The sequence below is a fragment of the Kineosporia sp. A_224 genome (assembly GCF_002198655.1).
Classification (GTDB): Bacteria; Actinomycetota; Actinomycetes; order Actinomycetales; family Kineosporiaceae; genus R-H-3.
Genome location: NZ_MWLN01000199.1, coordinates 77,760 through 96,054 on the forward strand (window position 1 = coordinate 77,760; position 18,295 = coordinate 96,054).

16 protein-coding genes and 2 tRNA genes are annotated in these 18,295 nt (G+C 75.4%); 12 read left to right on the forward strand and 6 right to left on the reverse strand.

Annotated features, from left to right (window positions below; all coding sequences use genetic code 11):
- The first annotated feature begins 23 nt into the window (after positions 1 to 23).
- From EDJALFJO_RS23355 to EDJALFJO_RS23395, 9 genes are all read left to right on the forward strand, one after another.
- Positions 24 to 437, forward strand: a complete 414-nt coding sequence (locus tag EDJALFJO_RS23355; RefSeq protein ID WP_088288716.1) for a rhodanese-like domain-containing protein — start codon at positions 24 to 26, stop codon at positions 435 to 437.
- Entirely contained in the window at positions 434 to 1,696 is a 1,263-nt protein-coding gene (locus tag EDJALFJO_RS23360) for an O-succinylhomoserine sulfhydrylase (RefSeq protein WP_088288717.1), read from the forward strand. Before EDJALFJO_RS23355 ends, EDJALFJO_RS23360 begins: the two co-directional genes overlap by 4 nt.
- Positions 1,697 to 1,947: 251 nt before the next feature.
- Positions 1,948 to 3,297, forward strand: a complete 1,350-nt coding sequence (locus tag EDJALFJO_RS23365) for an ammonium transporter (RefSeq protein WP_088288718.1) — start codon at positions 1,948 to 1,950, stop codon at positions 3,295 to 3,297.
- Positions 3,298 to 3,349: 52 nt separating this feature from the next.
- Positions 3,350 to 4,489, forward strand: coding sequence for a hypothetical protein (locus tag EDJALFJO_RS23370; RefSeq protein ID WP_088288719.1), 1,140 nt, complete (start codon positions 3,350 to 3,352; stop codon positions 4,487 to 4,489).
- Entirely contained in the window at positions 4,489 to 6,465 is a 1,977-nt protein-coding gene (locus EDJALFJO_RS23375; RefSeq protein ID WP_088288720.1) for an ATP-binding protein, read from the forward strand. Before EDJALFJO_RS23370 ends, EDJALFJO_RS23375 begins: the two co-directional genes overlap by 1 nt.
- Positions 6,462 to 7,415 (forward strand): hypothetical protein, encoded by a 954-nt coding sequence (locus EDJALFJO_RS23380; protein WP_088288721.1) that lies wholly within the window; start codon positions 6,462 to 6,464, stop codon positions 7,413 to 7,415. Before EDJALFJO_RS23375 ends, EDJALFJO_RS23380 begins: the two co-directional genes overlap by 4 nt.
- Positions 7,412 to 7,843, forward strand: coding sequence for a roadblock/LC7 domain-containing protein (locus tag EDJALFJO_RS23385; RefSeq protein WP_088288722.1), 432 nt, complete (start codon positions 7,412 to 7,414; stop codon positions 7,841 to 7,843). Before EDJALFJO_RS23380 ends, EDJALFJO_RS23385 begins: the two co-directional genes overlap by 4 nt.
- Positions 7,840 to 8,313 carry a DUF742 domain-containing protein gene (locus EDJALFJO_RS23390; protein ID WP_088288723.1) on the forward strand — a complete coding sequence of 158 codons (474 nt, stop codon included), beginning with the start codon at positions 7,840 to 7,842 and terminating at the stop codon, positions 8,311 to 8,313. Before EDJALFJO_RS23385 ends, EDJALFJO_RS23390 begins: the two co-directional genes overlap by 4 nt.
- Positions 8,291 to 8,923, forward strand: a complete 633-nt coding sequence (locus tag EDJALFJO_RS23395; RefSeq protein ID WP_088288724.1) for an ATP/GTP-binding protein — start codon at positions 8,291 to 8,293, stop codon at positions 8,921 to 8,923. Before EDJALFJO_RS23390 ends, EDJALFJO_RS23395 begins: the two co-directional genes overlap by 23 nt.
- Before the next feature lie 34 nt (positions 8,924 to 8,957).
- Here the strand turns inward: EDJALFJO_RS23395 and EDJALFJO_RS23400 are convergent, their stop codons facing one another.
- From EDJALFJO_RS23400 to EDJALFJO_RS23410, 3 genes are all read right to left on the reverse strand, one after another.
- Entirely contained in the window at positions 8,958 to 11,231 is a 2,274-nt protein-coding gene (locus tag EDJALFJO_RS23400) for a hypothetical protein (protein ID WP_088288725.1), read from the reverse strand.
- A 1-nt stretch (position 11,232) separates the two neighbouring features.
- Positions 11,233 to 11,303 (reverse strand) — tRNA-OTHER (locus tag EDJALFJO_RS23405).
- A 3-nt stretch (positions 11,304 to 11,306) separates the two neighbouring features.
- A tRNA-OTHER gene (locus tag EDJALFJO_RS23410) sits at positions 11,307 to 11,377 on the reverse strand.
- A gap of 150 nt (positions 11,378 to 11,527) precedes the next feature.
- Here EDJALFJO_RS23410 and EDJALFJO_RS23415 point away from each other — a divergent pair.
- Together EDJALFJO_RS23415 and EDJALFJO_RS23420 are read left to right on the forward strand one after the other, a co-directional pair.
- Positions 11,528 to 12,772 (forward strand): 5'-3' exonuclease H3TH domain-containing protein, encoded by a 1,245-nt coding sequence (locus EDJALFJO_RS23415; RefSeq protein ID WP_158220540.1) that lies wholly within the window; start codon positions 11,528 to 11,530, stop codon positions 12,770 to 12,772.
- A 54-nt stretch (positions 12,773 to 12,826) separates the two neighbouring features.
- Positions 12,827 to 13,279, forward strand: a complete 453-nt coding sequence (locus EDJALFJO_RS23420; RefSeq protein WP_143448725.1) for a hypothetical protein — start codon at positions 12,827 to 12,829, stop codon at positions 13,277 to 13,279.
- Positions 13,280 to 13,295: 16 nt separating this feature from the next.
- Here the strand turns inward: EDJALFJO_RS23420 and EDJALFJO_RS23425 are convergent, their stop codons facing one another.
- Positions 13,296 to 14,354 (reverse strand): alpha/beta fold hydrolase, encoded by a 1,059-nt coding sequence (locus tag EDJALFJO_RS23425; RefSeq protein ID WP_088288728.1) that lies wholly within the window; start codon positions 14,352 to 14,354, stop codon positions 13,296 to 13,298.
- Between the two features lie 199 nt (positions 14,355 to 14,553).
- Here EDJALFJO_RS23425 and EDJALFJO_RS23430 point away from each other — a divergent pair, with 199 nt between their 5' ends.
- Positions 14,554 to 16,029 (forward strand): DUF4389 domain-containing protein, encoded by a 1,476-nt coding sequence (locus EDJALFJO_RS23430; protein ID WP_088288729.1) that lies wholly within the window; start codon positions 14,554 to 14,556, stop codon positions 16,027 to 16,029.
- A 9-nt stretch (positions 16,030 to 16,038) separates the two neighbouring features.
- On the opposite strand, the gene EDJALFJO_RS23435 is transcribed toward EDJALFJO_RS23430, so the two are convergent.
- Both EDJALFJO_RS23435 and EDJALFJO_RS23440 read right to left on the reverse strand, forming a co-directional pair.
- Complete coding sequence (locus tag EDJALFJO_RS23435; protein WP_088288730.1) at positions 16,039 to 17,478, reverse strand: pyridoxal-dependent decarboxylase; 1,440 nt, start codon at positions 17,476 to 17,478, stop codon at positions 16,039 to 16,041.
- A 36-nt stretch (positions 17,479 to 17,514) separates the two neighbouring features.
- Positions 17,515 to 18,291 carry a YaaA family protein gene (locus tag EDJALFJO_RS23440; RefSeq protein ID WP_088288731.1) on the reverse strand — a complete coding sequence of 259 codons (777 nt, stop codon included), beginning with the start codon at positions 18,289 to 18,291 and terminating at the stop codon, positions 17,515 to 17,517.
- Positions 18,292 to 18,295: the final 4 nt, after the last annotated feature.

Genomic DNA, 18,295 nt, shown 5'->3' on the forward strand with positions numbered 1-18,295 from the left:
AGCGCTGCCCGGAGGACCGAGCCATGCCCTACGCGGGCGACCTGAGCCCCACCGACGCCTACCGTCGCGTCGCGGACGGCGACGCCGTCCTCGTCGACGTCCGGACCGCGGCCGAGTGGTCGTACGTGGGGGTCCCCGACCTGTCGGGCATCGGGCGCGAGCTCGTCCGGATCGAGTGGGTCTCGTTCCCGGACGGCGCGCGGAACCCGGCGTTCCTCGAGCAGCTCGAGGCGGAGGGCGTCGGCCAGGACACACACGTGCTGTTCCTCTGCCGCTCCGGCGTGCGCTCGGTCGCGGCGGCCGAGGCCGCGACCGCGGCCGGCTGGGCCAACGCCTACAACATCACCGACGGGTTCGAGGGCCCGACGGACGCCGCCGGGCACCGCGGGACGTCGGCAGGCTGGAAGGCCGCGGGCCTGCCCTGGCGGCAGGGGTGAGCGCACGCGAGGGCGGGCGGCTCGGCACCGACGGCCCCCGGCAGGGCCCGACCGCCGCCGAGCTCGCGCGCTGGCGGCCGGACACCCTCGCCGTCCGCGGCGGGGTCGCCCGGTCGAGCTTCGACGAGGTCTCCGAGGCGGTCTTCCTCACCCAGGGGTACGTCTACGCCGACGCGGCCCAGGCCGAGGGCGCCTTCGCCGGCGACGTCGACCACTACATGTACTCGCGTTACGGCAACCCGACGATCTCCGTGTTCGAGGAGCGGCTGCGGCTGCTCGAGGGTGCGGACGACTGCTTCGCGACGGCGACCGGCATGGCCGCGGTCTTCAACTCGCTCATCGCGTTCCTCAAGGCCGGCGACCGGGTCGTCGCGGCGCGGGCCCTGTTCGGCTCCTGCTTCGTCATCCTCGACGAGCTGCTCCCGCGGTGGGGGATCACCTGCGACTTCGTCGACGGGCACGACCTCGACCAGTGGGCGCAGGCGCTGTCCGCGCCCGCGCAGGCGGTCTTCTTCGAGTCCCCGAGCAACCCGATGCAGGACCTCGTCGACGTCGCCGCCGTCTGTGAGCTCGCCCACGCCGCGGGGGCGAAAGTCGTGGTGGACAACGTCTTCGCGACGCCGCTGCTGCAGAAGCCGCTCGACCTCGGGGCGGACGTCGTCGTCTACTCGGCGACCAAGCACATCGACGGCCAGGGGCGGGTGCTCGGCGGGGCGATCCTCGGCGACCGGGAGTACATCCGGGGCGGCGTCGAGACGCTCATGCGGCACACCGGCCCGTCGATGTCGCCGTTCACCGCGTGGGTGCTGCTCAAGGGCCTGGAGACGATGGGCCTGCGCGTCGACCGGCAGTGCTCGTCGGCCCTGACCGTCGCCGAGCACCTCGACGCGCACCCGCGGGTGCGGTCCGTGCGGTACCCCTTCCTGCCGTCGCACCCGCAGCACGACCTCGCGAAGCGGCAGATGCGCGCGGGCGGCACCGTCGTGACGTTCGACGTCGACCCGGCCGGAACGGGGGAGGACGCCGCCAAGGAGGCCGCGTTCGCCGTCCTCGACGGCCTGCGGATCGTCGACATCTCGAACAACCTCGGCGACGCGAAGTCGCTCGTCACCCACCCCGCGACGACGACCCACCGGCGGATGACCCGCGAGGCCCGCGCGGCCGCCGGGATCACCGACTCGACGGTGCGGGTCTCGGTCGGGCTCGAGGACGTCGCGGACCTCGTCGCGGACCTCGACCAGGCCCTCGGCGCGCTGTGAGAGCGCCCCGACGGCCCGCGAACTGCCCGACTGGAATCTGAACAGACTCTGAACAGGTGACGTTGCGTGGACGTTCGTTCAGCGCTTCGTCGTCGGCCCGACCACGGTCCGTGATCGTCTTGCCGCGAACGGTGGTTACTGGACGGTAACATCACTGTTTTCGATGTGATCGCTCCCATCGGGCTCTGAGACTTGATCCCGATCACGCCCCCCGCCCGGGGCGTGACAGGGATCGAGCAGAGGTCCGAGCAATGAGCTTCTTCGTGGCCGCCACCACGGGAGCCGGGGGGAGCGTCGACCCCGGCGCGACCGCATGGGTCATCGTCGCCACCGCGCTGGTGATGCTCATGACCCCCGGTGTGGCGTTCTTCTACAGCGGGATGGTCCGCGCCAAGCACGTCCTCGGCATGCTCATGCAGAGCCTCATGGCGATGGCCGCCGTGAGCCTGGTGTGGCTGCTCGTCGGCTACACCCTCGCCTTCGGCGAGGGCAACGGCCTCGTCGGCGACCTGCGCTTCGCCGGGCTGACGCACATGGACGAGCCGGTGCCCGGGTTCTCCGGGGCCGACGCCCTCGTCATCCCGCCGCTGCTCTTCGCGGCGTTCCAGATGATGTTCGCCGTCATCACCCCGGCCCTGGTCACCGGCGCGACCGCCGACCGCTGGCGCTTCCGGTCCTTCACGCTCTTCGTCGTCGTGTGGACGGTGCTCGTCTACGTGCCGGTCGCGCACTGGGTCTTCTCCCCGGACGGCTGGGCGGCCCGGCTCGGCGTCCGGGACTTCGCCGGCGGCCTCGTCGTCCACGTCAACGCCGGTGCCGCCGGGCTGGCGATGGCGCTCGTGCTCGGCCGGCGCACCGGCTGGCTCCGGGAGCCGATGCGCCCGCACAACCTGCCGACCGTGCTGCTCGGGGCCTCGCTGCTCTGGTTCGGCTGGTTCGGCTTCAACGGCGGCTCGGCGCTGCGCGCGGACGGCGTCGCGGTCACCGCGATCGTCAACACCCACGTCGCCGCATGCGCGGCGCTCGCGGCCTGGGTCGGCGTCGAACGGGTGCGGTACGGCAAGTCGACGACGCTCGGCGCGGCCTCGGGCGCCGTCGCGGGCCTCGTCGCGATCACCCCGGCGGCCGGCTACGTGACGCCGCTGAGCGCGGCGGTCATCGGGCTGCTCGCCGGGGTGGTGTGCGCGTTCGCGGTCTCGCTCAAGCTCTGGTTCCGGCTCGACGACTCGCTCGACGTCGTCGGCGTGCACCTCGTCGGTGGGGCGCTCGGCAGCCTCGCGGTCGGGCTGCTCGCGACCGACGGCGTGAGCACGCACGCCGGGAACGGCCTCTTCTACGGCGGCGGCTACGACCTGCTGCTGGCCCAGGCGGCCGGGCTCGTCGTCGTCGCGGCGTACTCCTTCGGCGTGACCTACGGCATCGGCCGGGTCATCGACCGCTTCGTCGGCAACCGCGTGCCCCTCGGGCAGGAGCGCAAGGGCCTCGACCTGGCCGTCCACGGCGAGTCCGCGTACGACCTCGACAGCACCACCACGACCTCCACCGCGCCGGCCGGCGCGGGCAACGACCGGAACGGGGGACCCGTCCATGTCTCGTCCTGAGACGTCTCGTCCTGAGACCGCTCGCCCTGAGCCCCGCCAGCAGGGCCGGCGGGTGCGCCGCCGGGTCGCGGCGGGCCTCGCCGCCGTCGCGGTGCTCGTCCCGTACGTCGTGACGCTCGCGCTCTTCGCGCAGCGGCAGACCGCGGACCTCACCTTCGCCCGCGACGAGCGGGACGGCGTGACGTACGCGCGGGCACTCGTCCGGCTCGTCGCGGCCACCGCCGACGGCCAGAGCGCCGCGGTCGCGGGCCGGCCCGTCGACACCGGCCGGCTCACCGAGGCGCGGACCGCGGTCGAGGCCGTCGACGCCCGGCTCGGGGACAGCCTCGGGACGGGCAAGCGGTGGGACGACCTCGGCGTCGCGCTCGACGCCGTCCTCGACCGGGGCCCGACCGGCACCGCCGCCTACGACGCGTGGGGCCAGGTCGTCGACCTCGAGCTCGCCCTCACCGCGGCCGTGGGCGACTCGTCGAACCTCATCCTCGACCCCGAGCTCGACACCTACTACGTCATCGACGCCGCGCTCACCCGGCTGCCCCGGGTCATCGCCCTGTCCGGCCGGGTCAGCGACCTCGCCCGGCTCTCCGGGGCGGCGGAGCACGACGCCCCCGGGCTCACCGAGGCGCAGCGTGCGGCGGCGGGTGCCGGCGAGCGGGTCCGCTCCGAGTTCGCGAACGAGGCCGCCGCGCTCGACCGCAGCCTGCGCGTCGCCTTCGGCACAACCCGCAGCCGCACCCTCGGGCCGGCGCTGCTCACCCGGCTCGACCGGCTCCGGGACGCCTCGAACACCCTCGCGCCGCCCGGTGACGCCCTCGGAGTCGAGCTCGGGTCGACCGGGGTGGCGCAGGACCAGGCGGCCCGGGTCCAGGTCCGGGACGCGGCGGTCTCGCTCGCGGCCTCGGCGAGCGGGGAGATCGACACGCTGCTGGGCACCCGGATCGACAGCCTCACGCAGCAGTACCGGCTCGCGGTCCTGCTCGCCGTGCTCGCCGCGGTCGGGGTCCTCGCCGCAGCCTGGGTCGCCGCCGGCCCGCGCCGCCGCCACGAGGAGGCGGACGACGCCCCGGGGGCGGACGACGCCGGCGACGGCGCAGCCGTCGACGACCTCGTCCTCGAGGCCGAGGAGCTCCTCGCCGGGCGCCGCCTCGTGCGCTCCGGACGCGCGCTGTCCAGCAGCCGGGACGCCGTCTGATGCTCAACCGCCTCCAGGTCCGCGAGAAGCTCACGCTGCTCGTCGTCGTCCCGCTCGTCGCGGTCGCGCTGCTGCTCGTCCCGCTGCTCGCCGGCCGTCTCGACGTCGCCCGCTCCGCCGGGGCGACGGCCCGGACGGCGACCCTCGCGCGCGACGCGGGCGTGCTCGTCGAGGGCCTGCAGTCCGTGCGCCTGCTCGCCGTCGCGTACCTCTCGGTGCCGGACGCCGCACCGGGTGAGCTCACGCTCGCCGTCGCCGATGTCGAGGCCCGCCGGGTCGCGCTCGCGCAGGAGGCCCGCGACGCCGGGCAGGACGACCTCGCAGCCCGGCTCGACGGCCTCGCACCGGTCGGGGAGCTGGGCCGGCGGGTCCTGGCCCGGGAGGCGACGCAGGACGCGGTCGTCACGGCGACGTCCGAGGCCGTCGGCTCCGTCGTCGACGGTCTCGGCCTCACGGCCGCGACCGGGGAGGGAGCCGGCCGGCTCACCGCTCTCGACACGCTGCTGAGGGCCGACGAGTCGTCGGCCCGCTCCGGCGTCCTCGTGCTCGTCGCGGCGACCTCGACCGGTGCCCGACGGCAGGAGGCCCTCGCGGCCGCCCGGGACGCCTCGGCCTCGGCCACGGCGCTCGGCAGCCAGTTCGCCCGGCTCGCTCCCGGGGCCGTCGCCGAGCTGTTCGGCCAGGCGACCGGCGGTCCGAGCGCCGCGCGGCTCGCGGCGTCGCGGGCCGCGCTCGAGCGGGCCGGCGCCGACCGGGTCGCCGACCGGGCCGCCGTCGAGGTGTACGGCGCCGTCCGGTCGGAGAACGCGGCCCGCCAGCTCGTCCAGACCCGGGTCGCCCAGGAGGTCGCCGTCACCGCCAGTGACGCGGCGTCCGCGGCCACCCTCGCGGTGAGCGTCGTCGCGGCCGTCGTCGTCGTGCTGTTCCTCCTCGTCGTCGCCCTGACCGTCGTCGTCGGCCGCTCGGTCTCCCGGCCGCTGCGCCGCCTCACCGGCGCCGCCGGCCGCGTCGCCGACCTCGCGCAGGCCGAGCTCCGGCGGGTCGCCGACGAGGACGACGCACAGGACGTCACGCCGCGGCTCGCCGCCGTCGAGGTCGGTACCGACGACGAGATCGGCGAGCTCGCCGAGGCGTTCAACCGGGTGCAGGCCAGCGCGGCCCTGCTCCTGCAGCGGCAGGTCGTGAGCCGCCGCAACGTCGCGACGATGTTCGCGGGCGTCGGGCGACGCACCTCAAACCTGGTCGGCCGCCAGCTCTCGCTCATCGACCGGCTCGAGCGCACCGAGGACGACCCGGACACGCTCGCGATGCTCTACCGGCTCGACCACGTCTCGACCCGGTTGCGCCGCAACGCCTCCAGCCTCGTCGTGCTCTCCGGGTCGACCGAGAGCTCGGGGGAGAGCCGGCCGGTCGCCATCGCGGACGCCGTCCGCGGTGCCCTCGGTACCGTCGAGGAGTACCAGCGGGTCATGATCGGCCGGCTGCCGGCGGTGTTCCTCGCACCCGGCGCGGCGTCCGACCTCGTCCTCCTGCTCGCCGAGCTCATGGAGAACGCAGTCCTGTTCTCGCCGCCATCGAGCACCGTCGAGGTCACCGCGGAGCGGTCGGCGGACGGTGTCTGCGTGCTGTCCGTCGTCGACCACGGCCTCGGCATGTCGCCCGACCGGTTCGCCGTCGAGAACGCCCGGCTCAAGCAGCGCGAGCGCCTCGACCTGGCCCCGACCGACGTCCTCGGCCTGTTCGTCGTCGGCCGGATCGCGCGCCGGCACGGCCTGGACGTCCGGCTCGAGCCGACCGCCGACCAGGGCGTCACCGCGGTCGTCACGCTGCCGCCCGCGCTGCTCGTCGACGCGCCGGTGCTGCCCCCGGCGCAGGTCGAGTCCCGGCGCTCCCGGCAGCAGCGGCCGCAGACCGAGCGGGTCCCCGTGGCCGCGGCCGACGCCGCCCCGGCGGCGGGAGGTCCACGGGCGCAGTGACGGGCGGCCCGACCGGCGGCGCGGCCGAGGTCACCGGGGTGCCGCGCCGGGTGCCGGGGGCGCACTTCGTCCGGGGCGACGTCGCACCGCCGGCTCCGGCCGCGCGGAGGACGGGGCCGGACGCCGACCGGGCCCGCAGCGACGTCGACGACCTCGAGGCCGGCGTCGAACGGGCTGCGCAGGAGCAGCGGGACGCGCGGTACGGCGTCCCCGGCCGGACCGCACCCGCAGCACCGGCGGCAGCGCCCGCGGCAGCCGGTCCGGCCGGTCCGGCGGGTGTCCGCCGCCGCGTGCCGGGGCGGGCGCTGGACGCGTTCGACACGACACCGGCCGCCGTCGCCAGCCCGAGCAGCGTCGACGCCGACGAGGTCCGGGCAGCCCTGGACGGGGTCGGCGAGGCCGTCAACCAGGCGCTGCTCGCGCCTCCCGAGCGCACCGTCCGGACCCGCCGCCGCGAGGCCGAGCGGGACGCCGCCGCCCCGGAGCCGCTGCGGGTGGGCGACGCGCTCGCCCAGCAGGCCCGGGCCCGGGCCGCGGCACTGCCGGACACCGTGCCGGTGACTGCGGCCGACCCGGCTACCGGGCCGGATCCCGGGACGGAGCCAGGGACGGAGCCCGGGACCGGCGGAGCCGGCCCGACCCTCGCCCGGCGGCGCCCGGGCCAGGCCCTCGCGGCGCTCGAGGAGACCGAGCGGGAGAGCCTCGAGGCCCGCGCGGTGCCCCGCGGCCCGCAGCCCGTCGCCGCCACGCCGGAGCGCCCGGAGGAGGTGCTCGCCTGGGCCGACGACCTGGAGTCCGCGATGGCCCGGGTGGACGACGTCCTCGCCACGGCGGAGGCGGACGCCGGCACCGCGGCGAGCACCGGCAGCGACACGAGCACCGGCAGCGACACGAGCACCGGCAGCGACACGAGCACCGAACCAGACCCCGAGACCGGAGAGCTCCGATGACCGAGACCTTCCACCTCAGCGAGGCCGCGCAGGACTTCACCTGGCTCCTCGACAAGTTCGCCGACGAGACGTCGGGTGTCGTCGACGTCATCGCGGTGTCGGCGGACGGCCTGCTCATGGCCGCCGCGGGCGAGGCCGACCACGCGAGCAGCGACCGGCTCGCGGCGATCGTCTCGGGCATGGTGAGCCTGGCGGCCGGCGCGGGCCTCAGCTACGGTCTCGGGGCGCTCAACAAGGTCATCGTCGACGCGGACGGCGGGTACGTCGTCATCATGGCGATGGGGGCCGGTGCGCTCCTCGGCGTCGTCGCCGAGCGCACCGCCTCGCTCGGCACCGTGGCCTACGAGATGGCGCTGTTCATCAACCGCACCAACGCGATCCTCAGCCCCCGGCTCATCGAGGAGCTGAAGAACTCGGTGGGCGCGTGACCGACGACCACGACCGGCACCACCCGGGCGAGGACGACGTCGGCGGCCTCTGGTCGGTCCGGCCGTTCCTCGACCGGACCGCGCGGGTGCAGCCGCCGGCCGCGCCGGCCGCGCCGGCCGCGCCCGACGAGGACGCCGCGACCACCGTGCGGCCGTTCGTCGTCACCCGCGGCCGGACGGCGGAGGAGACCGACCTCGCCGTCGAGGCGCAGGTGGTCACGACGAAGCTCGGCCAGGCCTCGGTGGACGAGCTGTCCTTCGAGTACCGCGACATCGTCGACCTCTGCGTCGAACCGCTCGCCGTCGCCGAGGTCTCGGCGCGGCTGCGTCTCCAGCTCGGGGTCGCACAGGTCCTCCTGCGGGACCTGACGCGCTCCGGGCACGTCACGACGTTCGAACCCGGCGTCGGGCTCTCCGACGACGTCCACACGATCCTGAGGGTGATCGATGGCCTCCGACAGCTCTCCTGAGACCGGCCCGGTCGCGACCGGGCCGCGACGCACGCCGCCCGTGCCCGTGAAGATCCTCGTCGCGGGCGGGTTCGGCGTCGGCAAGACGACGACCGTGGCGACGGTGTCCGAGATCGCGCCGCTGACGACCGAGGCGCGGATGACGTCCGCCGGCATCGGGGTCGACGACAACGCCCTCGTGCCCGGCAAGACGACGACGACCGTCGCCATGGACTTCGGCCGGATCACCATCGACGACAGCCTCAAGCTGTACATCTTCGGGACGCCCGGCCAGGACCGTTTCGGCTTCATGTGGAACGACCTCGCCAAGGGCGCCCTCGGCGCGCTCGTCCTCGTCGACGACCGCCGGCTCGACGACTGCTTCGCCGCGGTCGACTACTTCGAGCGGATGGGGCTGCCGTTCGTCGTCGGCGTCAACCGGTTCGACGGCGGCCACGAGCACGACGTCGACACGATCCGGTGGGCGCTCGCGATCAACCCCGAGGTGCCGATCGTCGAGCTCGACGCGCGCAAGTTCCTCTCGGTGCGCGACGCGATCCTCGTCATGCTCCACAAGGCGCTCGAGGCGGCGCAGGCCCGCGCCGGCAGGCCGGACGCCGCGGCGTCCTGACGACCCGGGCACCAGGGGACGCCCGGGACGGCGTTCAGGGCGTCCGGAGCATCCAGTGCCCGTCGGTGGACCAGCCGAGGAACCGCTCCGGGATCGCGGCGCGGGTCACCCGGACGCCTCGACGGTGCGGCTCGTCGTGGGCTGGTGCCGACCGTGCGCCCCGCAGCCCGGCGAGCAGGGGGAGCAGTCGGCGCCGGTCGACGTCCGGTCGGGCCGCCACCTGCGACCCGGCGAGGTCGAGGAAGCGGTCGGTGGCACCTGCGGGGGAGACGGACAGGAAGAACAGCGTCTGCCGCCACGCGTAGGCGGCGTCCTTGACCGTCGGCAGCGGGCGCTTGTCGCCGGGGAGCCGACCGACGAGCGTGACGACCCGGCCGAAAGCCTCCTGTGCCAGGGGTTCCCAGCCGTTCTCCGGTCGCACGCCGAGACCGGCGACGAGCGCGGCGAGGTTGTGGGTCGTCAGCACCTGGGCCTGCTCGACGACGGTGCCGTTGGTCGCGACGGACCACCACCCGCGACCGTCGACGTCGACCCCCGCGCGCTGCGCGGCGAGCAGGGCGAGGCCGCCCCGGTGCGGGCCGCGCACGGCGCTGACCCCGTCGGACAGAGCCAGCAGGGCGTCGGTGTCGATGCCGTAGTAGCGCGCGTAGGGCGTCCCGGCGAGCACCTCGGCGGCGAGCTTGGCGGCCCGGCTGAACTTCGCCGAGAAGGCGCCCATGAAGATGTCCGCCGCCAGCTCCTCGGTGAGCGGCAGGTCGACCCCGGCGGCCCGCAGCAGCGTGTCGAGCTCGGCGACGAGCGGGTTCGGCAGGATCGTCCCCGGGAAGGCCGTCAGGGCCAGCCCGGCGACGCGGACCGCTGTGCGGCGTTGGACGTCGGCGGCCCCGCCCGCCGTCCGGTGCGGTGCGAGCGCGGCCACCCAGGGCAGCTCGCCGAACCCGACCTGCCGGGCCAGGTCGAGCAGGAGCAGTGAGCGGCGGTGCCGGAAGGCGCCGTAGGCCGCCGCGACGAGGGTGCGCAGCCGGGGGTCGGTCCAGCTCTCCGCGAGGACGCCCGCCGTGATCTGCGGGACGAGCCCGGCGAGCACCTCGGACGACGGGACGACACCGAGTGCGACGAGCCGCTCGACGGTGGCGGCGGTCGACCGGCGCACCGTCCGCTCGACGCCTGCCGGCACCGGGTGCCCGTCGACCGGGGCGAGCAGGGCGTCCGGCGCGTAGATGCCGGTGTCGGCCGGGTGCTCGCGGACCCGGTCGGCGACCGCCCGGGCGAGGACGTCGTGCGTCGGCAGGGCGACGACACCGGCCTGGACCTCGCGGAGCGTGGCATGACGGTCCGTCCCCGGGACCCCGCGCTTGGCGAGCATCCCGTCGACGGCCGTCTGCAGCCGGCCGCGGTCACGGGCGGTGAGCGGGTGCCCCTCGACCGCACCGACGAGCGCGGAGCGCAGGGTCGCGAGGTTCTCCTTCGGGTTCAGGTGCTTGCGGCACAGCCGGTGCTCCGCCGCGAGCGCCCGGTACCTGTCGAGGAGTGCCGCCGCGCGGTCGCCCCAGCCGTCCGGCACCAGCGCCGCGACCCGGCCGCCGTCGACGGTCTCGAGCCACAGGGTCAGCAGGTCGTCGCCGAACGGGGCCCAGACCTCGAGCGCCTCGCGCATCGCCTCGACGCGCGGGTTCGGCCGACGGGCCCGGAGCGTGGCCGCGGTCTCGCCGGCCGTGGCCCGCCACACCACCTCCGGTGCGGGTGCGGGGCGGGCCGCGGGGCGGGGCAGGAACCGCAGCCGGTCGGCGAACGGCGCCACGGTCGTGACGAGGGTCTGGGCGCCGGCCACGTCGCCCGCGTCGACGAGCCACGCGACCGTGAGGAGCACGGCCTCCTCGGGGACCGTCACGCGGTAGGTGCCCGCGTCGAGCAGCGCCGCGAGGTCGGCGAGGCCGGCCGGTCCGAGGTGGTGCCGGAAGAGGTCCAGCCGGGTCGCCGGCACGCCGGCGGCCGCGGCCGTCGCGACCTCGTCGGGCTCCAGCGGCCCGCCCGCGGCGGGGTCACCGGTCGCGAAACCACCGCGGACCACGGTCGGCGTCACCCAGGCCGGCAGACCCTCGACGGGCGTGCGGGAGCCGATCCGCAAGGTCCCCGTGAGCATGCCGGACAGCACCTTGCCCCACTGCCGGGCGCGGTGCTCGGCCCGGGTGCGGACCGCCGGGTCCTCGTGGGTGAGCGCGGTGACGAACGCCGTGGTCAGCTGCGCCGCCGCGTAGCCGCTGCTCGCCCCGACCCCGGTCGTGCCGTCGTCCCCCTGGTGCGTCATGCCGACGTGGCAGGTGCTGCCCCTGCGCCCTCCGGGTCCCAGCCCGGTGCTCTGCTGCTGAGCTACACGTCGCGGCCGACGTGGCAGGTGCTGCCCCTGCGCCCTCCGGGTAGCAGCCCGGTGCTCTGCTGCTGAGCTACACGTCGACGGAGCGATCACGATAGGACGTCGGGGACCGGCCGCCGATGGAGTTTCGCGATCACCCTGCCCAGCCCGGCCGGCCGCCGCGACACGCTGGACACCTGTTCGAACGATCCGCTTCCTCTGTGGGCCCCTCTCGGGGGATGCTGGGACCCGTGACGGCGCAGACGGTACGGGGGGCGCAGCGGGGTGCCTCGTCGTCCGCCGCGTCGCCCGGGCGAGCGCCGTCGGAGCCGCCGTTGCTCGTCGTCCTCGACGGCGACGGCCTGCTCCACCGGGCGTACCACGGCATGGCGGGCGACGACGAGCGGGACGCCCTGGGCCGCCCGACGTGGGCGCTGCGCGGCCTCGTCACCGCGCTCGCGCAGGCTGCGGCCCGGCTGCGGCCGGACGCCGTCCTCGTCGCCCTCGACTCGCACGAGCAGTCGGTCCGGGCCGGCCGGCACGCGGCGTACAAGGCGCACCGGCCGGAGAAGGACCACGACCTGCAGGTGCAGCTCGACCTCGCGCCCGACCTGCTCGGAGCGGCCGGGGTGCCGTTCGCGTGCGTGCGCGGGTACGAGGGGGACGACGTCATGGCCTCCGGGGCGGCGCTCGCCCGGGACGCGGGCTGGCGCAGCGTCCTCGTGACGAGCGACCGGGACACCTTCGCCCTCGTCGACGACACGACGTCCGTGCTCCGGGTCGGCGACGGCGGCGTCGAGGCCGGCTCGCTCGTCACCCCGACGCAGGTCCGTACCGCGTACGGCGTCCTGCCCGCGCACTACCGGGACCTCGCGGCGCTGCGCGGCGACCCGAGCGACAACCTGCCGGGGGTCGCCGGGATCGGGGAGAAGACCGCCGCCCGGCTGCTCGGCGCCTTCGGGTCGCTCGACGCGGCGCTGCACGCGCTCGACGACGACCGTGCCGCGGAGGTGGAGGCCGTCGTGGGGGCGGCCTGCGCCGCCGCCCTCGCCGACCCGGACACCCGGGACGTCGTCGAGCTCAACCGGCACCTCATGACGATGCACGACGACCTGCCGCTGCCCGACCTCGACGAGCTCATGCTGCCGCTCGAGCCGTCCCGGCTCATCGCGGCGCTGCGGGCGCGCGGGATCCGGCTCGGCCGCTCGCTGTGGGCGCTCGTCGGCGGTGAGCCGCCGCCGTGGGCGCCGAACGGCTACGACACGGTGCCCAAGGCGCTGCGGCTCGCGGAGGAGCCCGCGCCGTGGGAGGTCCGCGTGGTCCCGACGCTCGCCGAGCTCGCCGACCTGCGGGAGGCGACCGCACGGGCGGTCGGCCAGGCCGTCGAGCAGGCCGCCCGGGCGGCGGTGGCGACCGTCGACCTCACGACCGCCGCGGTCGGACGGCGGCGAGGCCGCCCGGTCGCCGCCTGCGAGGACCAGCTCGAGCTGTTCTGACCCGTGCCCGATGGCGGGCAACGCCGACCGTTCGGACGGCGTCCAGGAGGCATGATGCGAACGGTGCGGACCCTCGTGCGCGGCGCGTGGCCGGGAGTGGCCGCGGCCGCCCTCGTCCTTCTCGTCGCCGGCTGCGGCGCGGCGTCCGGCGCCGCGGACGGGGCGGGCGGCTCGGCGGGTTCGGCGAGCGCGTCCCCGAACGTCACCGGTGTCGTCCTCGTCGGGCCGAGGTGCCCGGTCCAGACGGTGGAGAACCCGTGCCCGGACACCCCGGCGGCGGCGGGGGTCGTCGTCCGGTTCGTCGGCGACGGTGCCGGCGCCCCTGTCCGGACGGCGACCACGGGCGCCGACGGCCGGTTCGCCCTGTCGTTGGCGCCCGGCGGCTACGTCGCGCAGCCGGTGGCGGACCCGGGTAGGGGCGTCATGTCCGCGCCGCCGCAGGACGTCATGGTTCCCGGCACCGGCACGGTCGACCTCGAGCTCAGGGCCGACACCGGGATCCGCTGACGACGGTCGAGGAGGGTCAGCCGGCGGCCGCCTCGAGATGCGCGAAGAACATCTCGGTCCAGGCGGCCTCGTTGTCGAACACCGGGCCGTGGCCGGAGCCGGCGAGCATCTCCATCCGCACCGAGCCGCCCTTGTCGGCGTAGGCGGTGAAGACGTCGCGGAGCTGGGTGACCATGAGCTGCGGCGGCATGACGTCGGCCCCGGGCCAGCCGGGCACGTGCCCGGCGGCGCCGAGGGTGCCCATCTCCCAGGCGGAGCCGTCGGCGACGACGATGTCGGCCTCGCCGTGGGTCCACAGGATCGGCGGCTTCGGGTCGAGGTCGACGATCGCGGACCAGTTGCAGTACTTGGGGGAGAGGGCGTTGAGGATGCCCTTGGTGCCCGGCGCGACGCCGGGCCAGTTCTCGGACGTCGTCGTGTCACCGGGGTAGCCGCCGTCGCCGATGAGCGACTTGAGCACCTCGTCGACGAGCATGTCCTCGCGCTCGGGGTCGACGGTGTGCGTGCTCGCCCAGTAGGACGTCCGCATGACGTTGCGCGGCGAGAACGGCGAGTCGGTGCCGCGGTCGCCGTCGCGCAGGCGGGCGACGAAGTCCGGGCTGCCGGTGCCGCCGCCGGAGCCGGCGTGGTCGGGGAAGGACGGCGTGCCGTCCCGGTGGACGCCGCCGAACCCGTACGGGGACACCGGGTCGATGTACGTCAGCGAGGCGACGCCGCCGTGGTCCAGGGCGTAGTGCGAGATCGCCGCGCCGCCGGTCGACCAGCCCGCGAGGTGGATCGGTGCGGTGATGCCGAGGTGGTCGACGAGGGCCTTGACGTCGTCCGACCAGTCGCGGAGCCCCCGGGTCGCGTCGAGGTCGGCCTTCTCGCTGTCCCCGAAGCCGCGCATGTCGGGGGCGATGAACCGGAACCGCCCCGGGGCGCCCGGGAGCACGTGCTCGTAGAACCGCCCCGTCGAGAGGTTGCCGTGCACGAGGACCACGGGGACGCCGTCCTGCGGCCCGGACTCGATCCAGTGCGTGGTCAGGCGCGCGGTCTGCGCGGTGTGCGACGTGACTCCGGACGGAAGATCCACGGGGCGCTCCTCGGGATGGGGGACGACATCGGCGTCGCGGCATCTACGCACCGGCAGGACGCGGTGTCAAGGACGGTGCAGCGGCCCGGCCCCAGACCGGCAGCACGAGCACGGCAGATCCGTGACAAACGCCCTGAACCACGGCGTTCCGGGCCGACGAGGATGGAGGCCCACCCCGAAAGAGAAGTGGTGATTCACCATGTCCTCCGTGCAGGCCTACCCGGCCAAGGTGGACGCGGTCCTGGACGCTCCGCTGTCCCGATGGCTGTGGCTCGTCAAGTGGCTCCTGCTCGTGCCGCACTACATCTGTCTCGCGTTCCTCTGGGTCGCGTTCTGCGTCATGACCGTCGTGGCGTTCTTCGCGATCCTCTTCACCGGCCGCTACCCGCGGGCGGTCTTCGACTTCAACGTCGGCGTCATGCGCTGGGGCTGGCGGGTCGCGTACTACGGCAGCGGCGCCTTCGGCACCGACCGGTACCCGCCGTTCACGCTCGCTGACGTCCCCGACTACCCGGCCCGGTTCGACGTCGAGTACCCGCAGCGGCTCTCGCGCGGCCTCGTCCTCGTCAAGTGGTGGCTGCTCGCCATCCCGCACTACATCGTCGTCGGCATCCTCGTCGGCGGTGGCGCCTGGGCGGCGTCGTCCGACCGCGGCGACGACTGGCAGTGGGGCAGCGGCGGTCTCGTCGGCATCCTCGTGCTCGTCGCGGGCGTCGTCCTGCTCGTCCGCGGTGCCTACCCGAAGCCGCTCTTCGAGATCGTCCTCGGGCTCGACCGCTGGGTGCTCCGGGTCGCCGCGTACAGCGCGCTCATGACCGACGTGTACCCGCCGTTCCGCCTCGACCTCGGCGGCACCGACCCCGGCACGCCGGCCGGTCCCGGCGGGGAGCCGGCAGCGCCCGGCACCGTCTCCGTCGCCCCCGGGTCGACGAACGCCGGGACCAGCGGCGGCGGCTGGGGTGCCGGCCGGGTCGCTCTCGTCGTCGTCGGCAGCCTGCTCGCGCTGTTCTCCACCGGGCCCCTCATCACGGGTGCGGCCCTCGGCGGTGCCGACCGGTTCGCCCGGGACGGCGCCTACCTCACGTCGGGCGACGCCACGTTCGCGACGTCCGGTGCAGCGGTGACGACCGACAGCCTGCTGCTCGAGGGGCGCGACGCCGACTGGGCGCTGTCCCGCGTGCTCGGCACCGTCCGGGTCCGGGTGGCGCCGCAGGACGCCGCCGACCAGGTCTTCGTCGGGATCGCCCCGACCGCGGACGTCACCCGCTACCTCTCCGGCACCGCGTACGCCACGGTGCGCAGCATCGAGAACGGGCGGACGACGTACACCGAGACCCTCGGGACCGGGACGCCGGCCGCACCGGCCGCCCAGTCGTTCTGGGTCGCCTCCGCGACCGGACCGGGGGAGCAGTCCCTGACCTGGGACGCGACCTCCGGTGACTGGACGCTCGTCGTCCTCAACGCCGACGGGAGCCCGGGCGTCGCCGTCCGCGCCGACGTCGCCGCGACCGCCCCGGTCCTCGGTGCCGTCGCCCTCGGCCTGATCGTCCTGGGCCTCGTGGGTCTCGGGGCCGGTGTCGTGCTCCTCGTCGTCGGGGTGCGCAGCAGCGGCCGGCCGGCCGGTCCGGCCACCGCCGGCCCGTCGTCCACCCGGGTGCCGACGCTCACGAGCTGAGCGCGGGGATCACCGGCCGGGCGGGGCCGACGCACGGCGCAGCAGGTCCCACAGCGCCGCGACGTCGGCCCGCTCGGTCGCCTCGGCACCGATCGACACCCGGACCATCCACCGGCCGTCGAGCAGGGACGGCGTGACGAACGCCGCCCCCGAGTCGTTGACCGCCGCGGCCCAGGCGAGCGTGTGCTCGTCGAGGGCCTGCGCGGTCAGCGGCCCGCCGTCCGGCCCCGTCGGCTCGTGCCGCAGGCAGACCGTCTGCAGGTCGACCGGTGCCAGCACCCGCCAGCCCGGCTCCGCGCGCACCTGCTCGGCGAGCCACTGCGCGTTCGCGAGGTCGCGCCGCAGCCGGGCCCGGATCGCCTCGACGCCGTCCAGGCGCAGGTGGAACCAGAGCTTGAGCGCGCGGAACCGGCGCCCGAGCGGGACGCCCCAGTCCTTGTACTGGGTGACCTCGCCGTCGGCCGCCGACCGCAGGTACGACGGGTTCGTCGACATGACCCGCACGAGGTGCTCGACGTCGCGCACGTAGAGCAGCGAGCAGTCGAGGATCGTGCCCATCCACTTGTGCGGGTTCCACGAGAGCGAGTCGGCGCCCTCGACGCCGTCGACGAGGTGCCGGCACTCCGGCAGCAGGAGCGCCGAGCCTGCCATCGCGGCGTCGACGTGCACCCAGGCGCCGTGCACCCGGGCGGCGTCGACGATCGCGCCGACCGGGTCCGTGGCGGTGGTGCCCGTCGTCCCGACGGCGGCGACGACGGCGGCCGGACGGCGGCCCGCCGCGGCGTCGTCCGCCATCGCCGTCGCGAGCGCCTCGGGGCGCATCGCGTAGGTCGCCGGGTCCACGTCGACGAGGCGCAGGTTGTCCTTGCCGAACCCGGCGAGCAGGGCCGCCTTGGCGACGGAGGAGTGCGCGTGCGGCGAGGTGTAGACGACGAGCGGCGCCGGCTCCGCCTGCAGGCCGCCGCGGCTCTCGGAGTAGTCGCTGGCGCGCTCACGGGCGGCGAGCAGCGCGACGAGGCACGCCGTCGAGGCGGTGTCGTGGATCGCGCCCTTCCACGCCGGGGACAGGCCGGTCAGGTCCCGCAGCCAGTCGGTGACGACCTCCTCGACCTCGGTGAGCGCGGGCGCGGACTGCCACGTGATGCCGAGGGCCGCGACGCCGGACGACGCGAAGTCCCCGAGGACGGACGCGAGCGAGGCGTTCGAGGGGAACCAGCCGAAGAACGCCGGGTGCTGGGTCTGGGTGATGCCGGGGACGACGACCCGGTCGAGGTCGGCGAGGACCGCCTCGAACACCTCGGGAGTCTCGGGCGCGTGAGCGGGGAGCGCGGCCGCGACCTCGCCCGGCCGCGTCGTCGCCTGCACGGGCAGGTCGGGGATCCGGGTGCGGTGGTCGGCGATCCAGTCGACGAGCGCGTGGCCCGCCACGCGGAACTCCTCGGGCGTCATGGGGTCACGGTATTGCCCGGCCCCGGGCGGCCTCCCTCAGGCCTGGACGACGACGTCCACGGTCCACGGCCGGCCCGGCTTCGGCGGGCGGTGCAGCTCGACGTCCCAGCGGTCCGCGAGCGCCTCGGCGAGCCCTTCGACGGTCCGCGGGTCGGCGCCGGACTCGAGCAGGTGCCGGGCGACCTCGCCGCGGGTGTGCTTGGCCATGTGGCTCACGACGCTGCGTCGGCCCGCCTCGTCGCGGAGCACCCGGACCTCGACGGTGCGGGAGCCGAGCGCGGGGACGCGGCCCATCGCCAGGTAGCTGGACGACCGGCAGTCGACGACGACGCCCTTGGGGCCGGCGGCCTCGGCGAGGACGGCGGGGAGCACCTCGCGCCAGGCGGGCTCCAGGGTGCCCAGGCCCACGAGGCGGGCGCAGACGTTGCAGCGGTAGGCGGGGATCCGGTCCGTCGGGCGGACGGCGCCCCACAGGCCCGAGACGATGACGAGCCGGGTGTTCGCACGCCGCTTGGCGCCGGGGGAGAGGGTCTTCGCGTCGAGGGCGTCGTAGAGGACGCCGTTGTAGACCTCGAGCGCGGGCCTCGCGGGCAGCTCGGGCAGCCGGGTGTTGCGCTCGACCTCGGCGGCCAGCGACGGGCCGACGTCGAGACGGGCGAACGCGTCGTCCCGCCCGCTCGTCTCGACAAGGGCGTCGAGCACCTGGGCCCGCAGCGCCGTCAGCGCGGGGAACGAGAGCTTCGCGAGGTCGACGGGGGTGCCGCGGCGCGGCGGCGGGTTCTTCGACTCCGATGGTGGCAGGAGGATGAGCACGGGT

Coding starts and splice junctions, on each gene's coding strand:
- EDJALFJO_RS23365 (WP_088288718.1), top strand. CDS start 1,948: ATGAGCTTCTTCGTGGCCGCCACCACGGGAGCCGGGGGGAGCGTCGAC.
- EDJALFJO_RS23355 (WP_088288716.1), top strand. CDS start 24: ATGCCCTACGCGGGCGACCTGAGCCCCACCGACGCCTACCGTCGCGTC.
- EDJALFJO_RS23430 (WP_088288729.1), top strand. CDS start 14,554: ATGTCCTCCGTGCAGGCCTACCCGGCCAAGGTGGACGCGGTCCTGGAC.
- EDJALFJO_RS23385 (WP_088288722.1), top strand. CDS start 7,412: ATGACCGAGACCTTCCACCTCAGCGAGGCCGCGCAGGACTTCACCTGG.
- EDJALFJO_RS23435 (WP_088288730.1), bottom strand. CDS start 17,478: ATGACGCCCGAGGAGTTCCGCGTGGCGGGCCACGCGCTCGTCGACTGG.
- EDJALFJO_RS23420 (WP_143448725.1), top strand. CDS start 12,827: ATGCGAACGGTGCGGACCCTCGTGCGCGGCGCGTGGCCGGGAGTGGCC.
- EDJALFJO_RS23400 (WP_088288725.1), bottom strand. CDS start 11,231: ATGACGCACCAGGGGGACGACGGCACGACCGGGGTCGGGGCGAGCAGC.
- EDJALFJO_RS23375 (WP_088288720.1), top strand. CDS start 4,489: ATGCTCAACCGCCTCCAGGTCCGCGAGAAGCTCACGCTGCTCGTCGTC.
- EDJALFJO_RS23395 (WP_088288724.1), top strand. CDS start 8,291: ATGGCCTCCGACAGCTCTCCTGAGACCGGCCCGGTCGCGACCGGGCCG.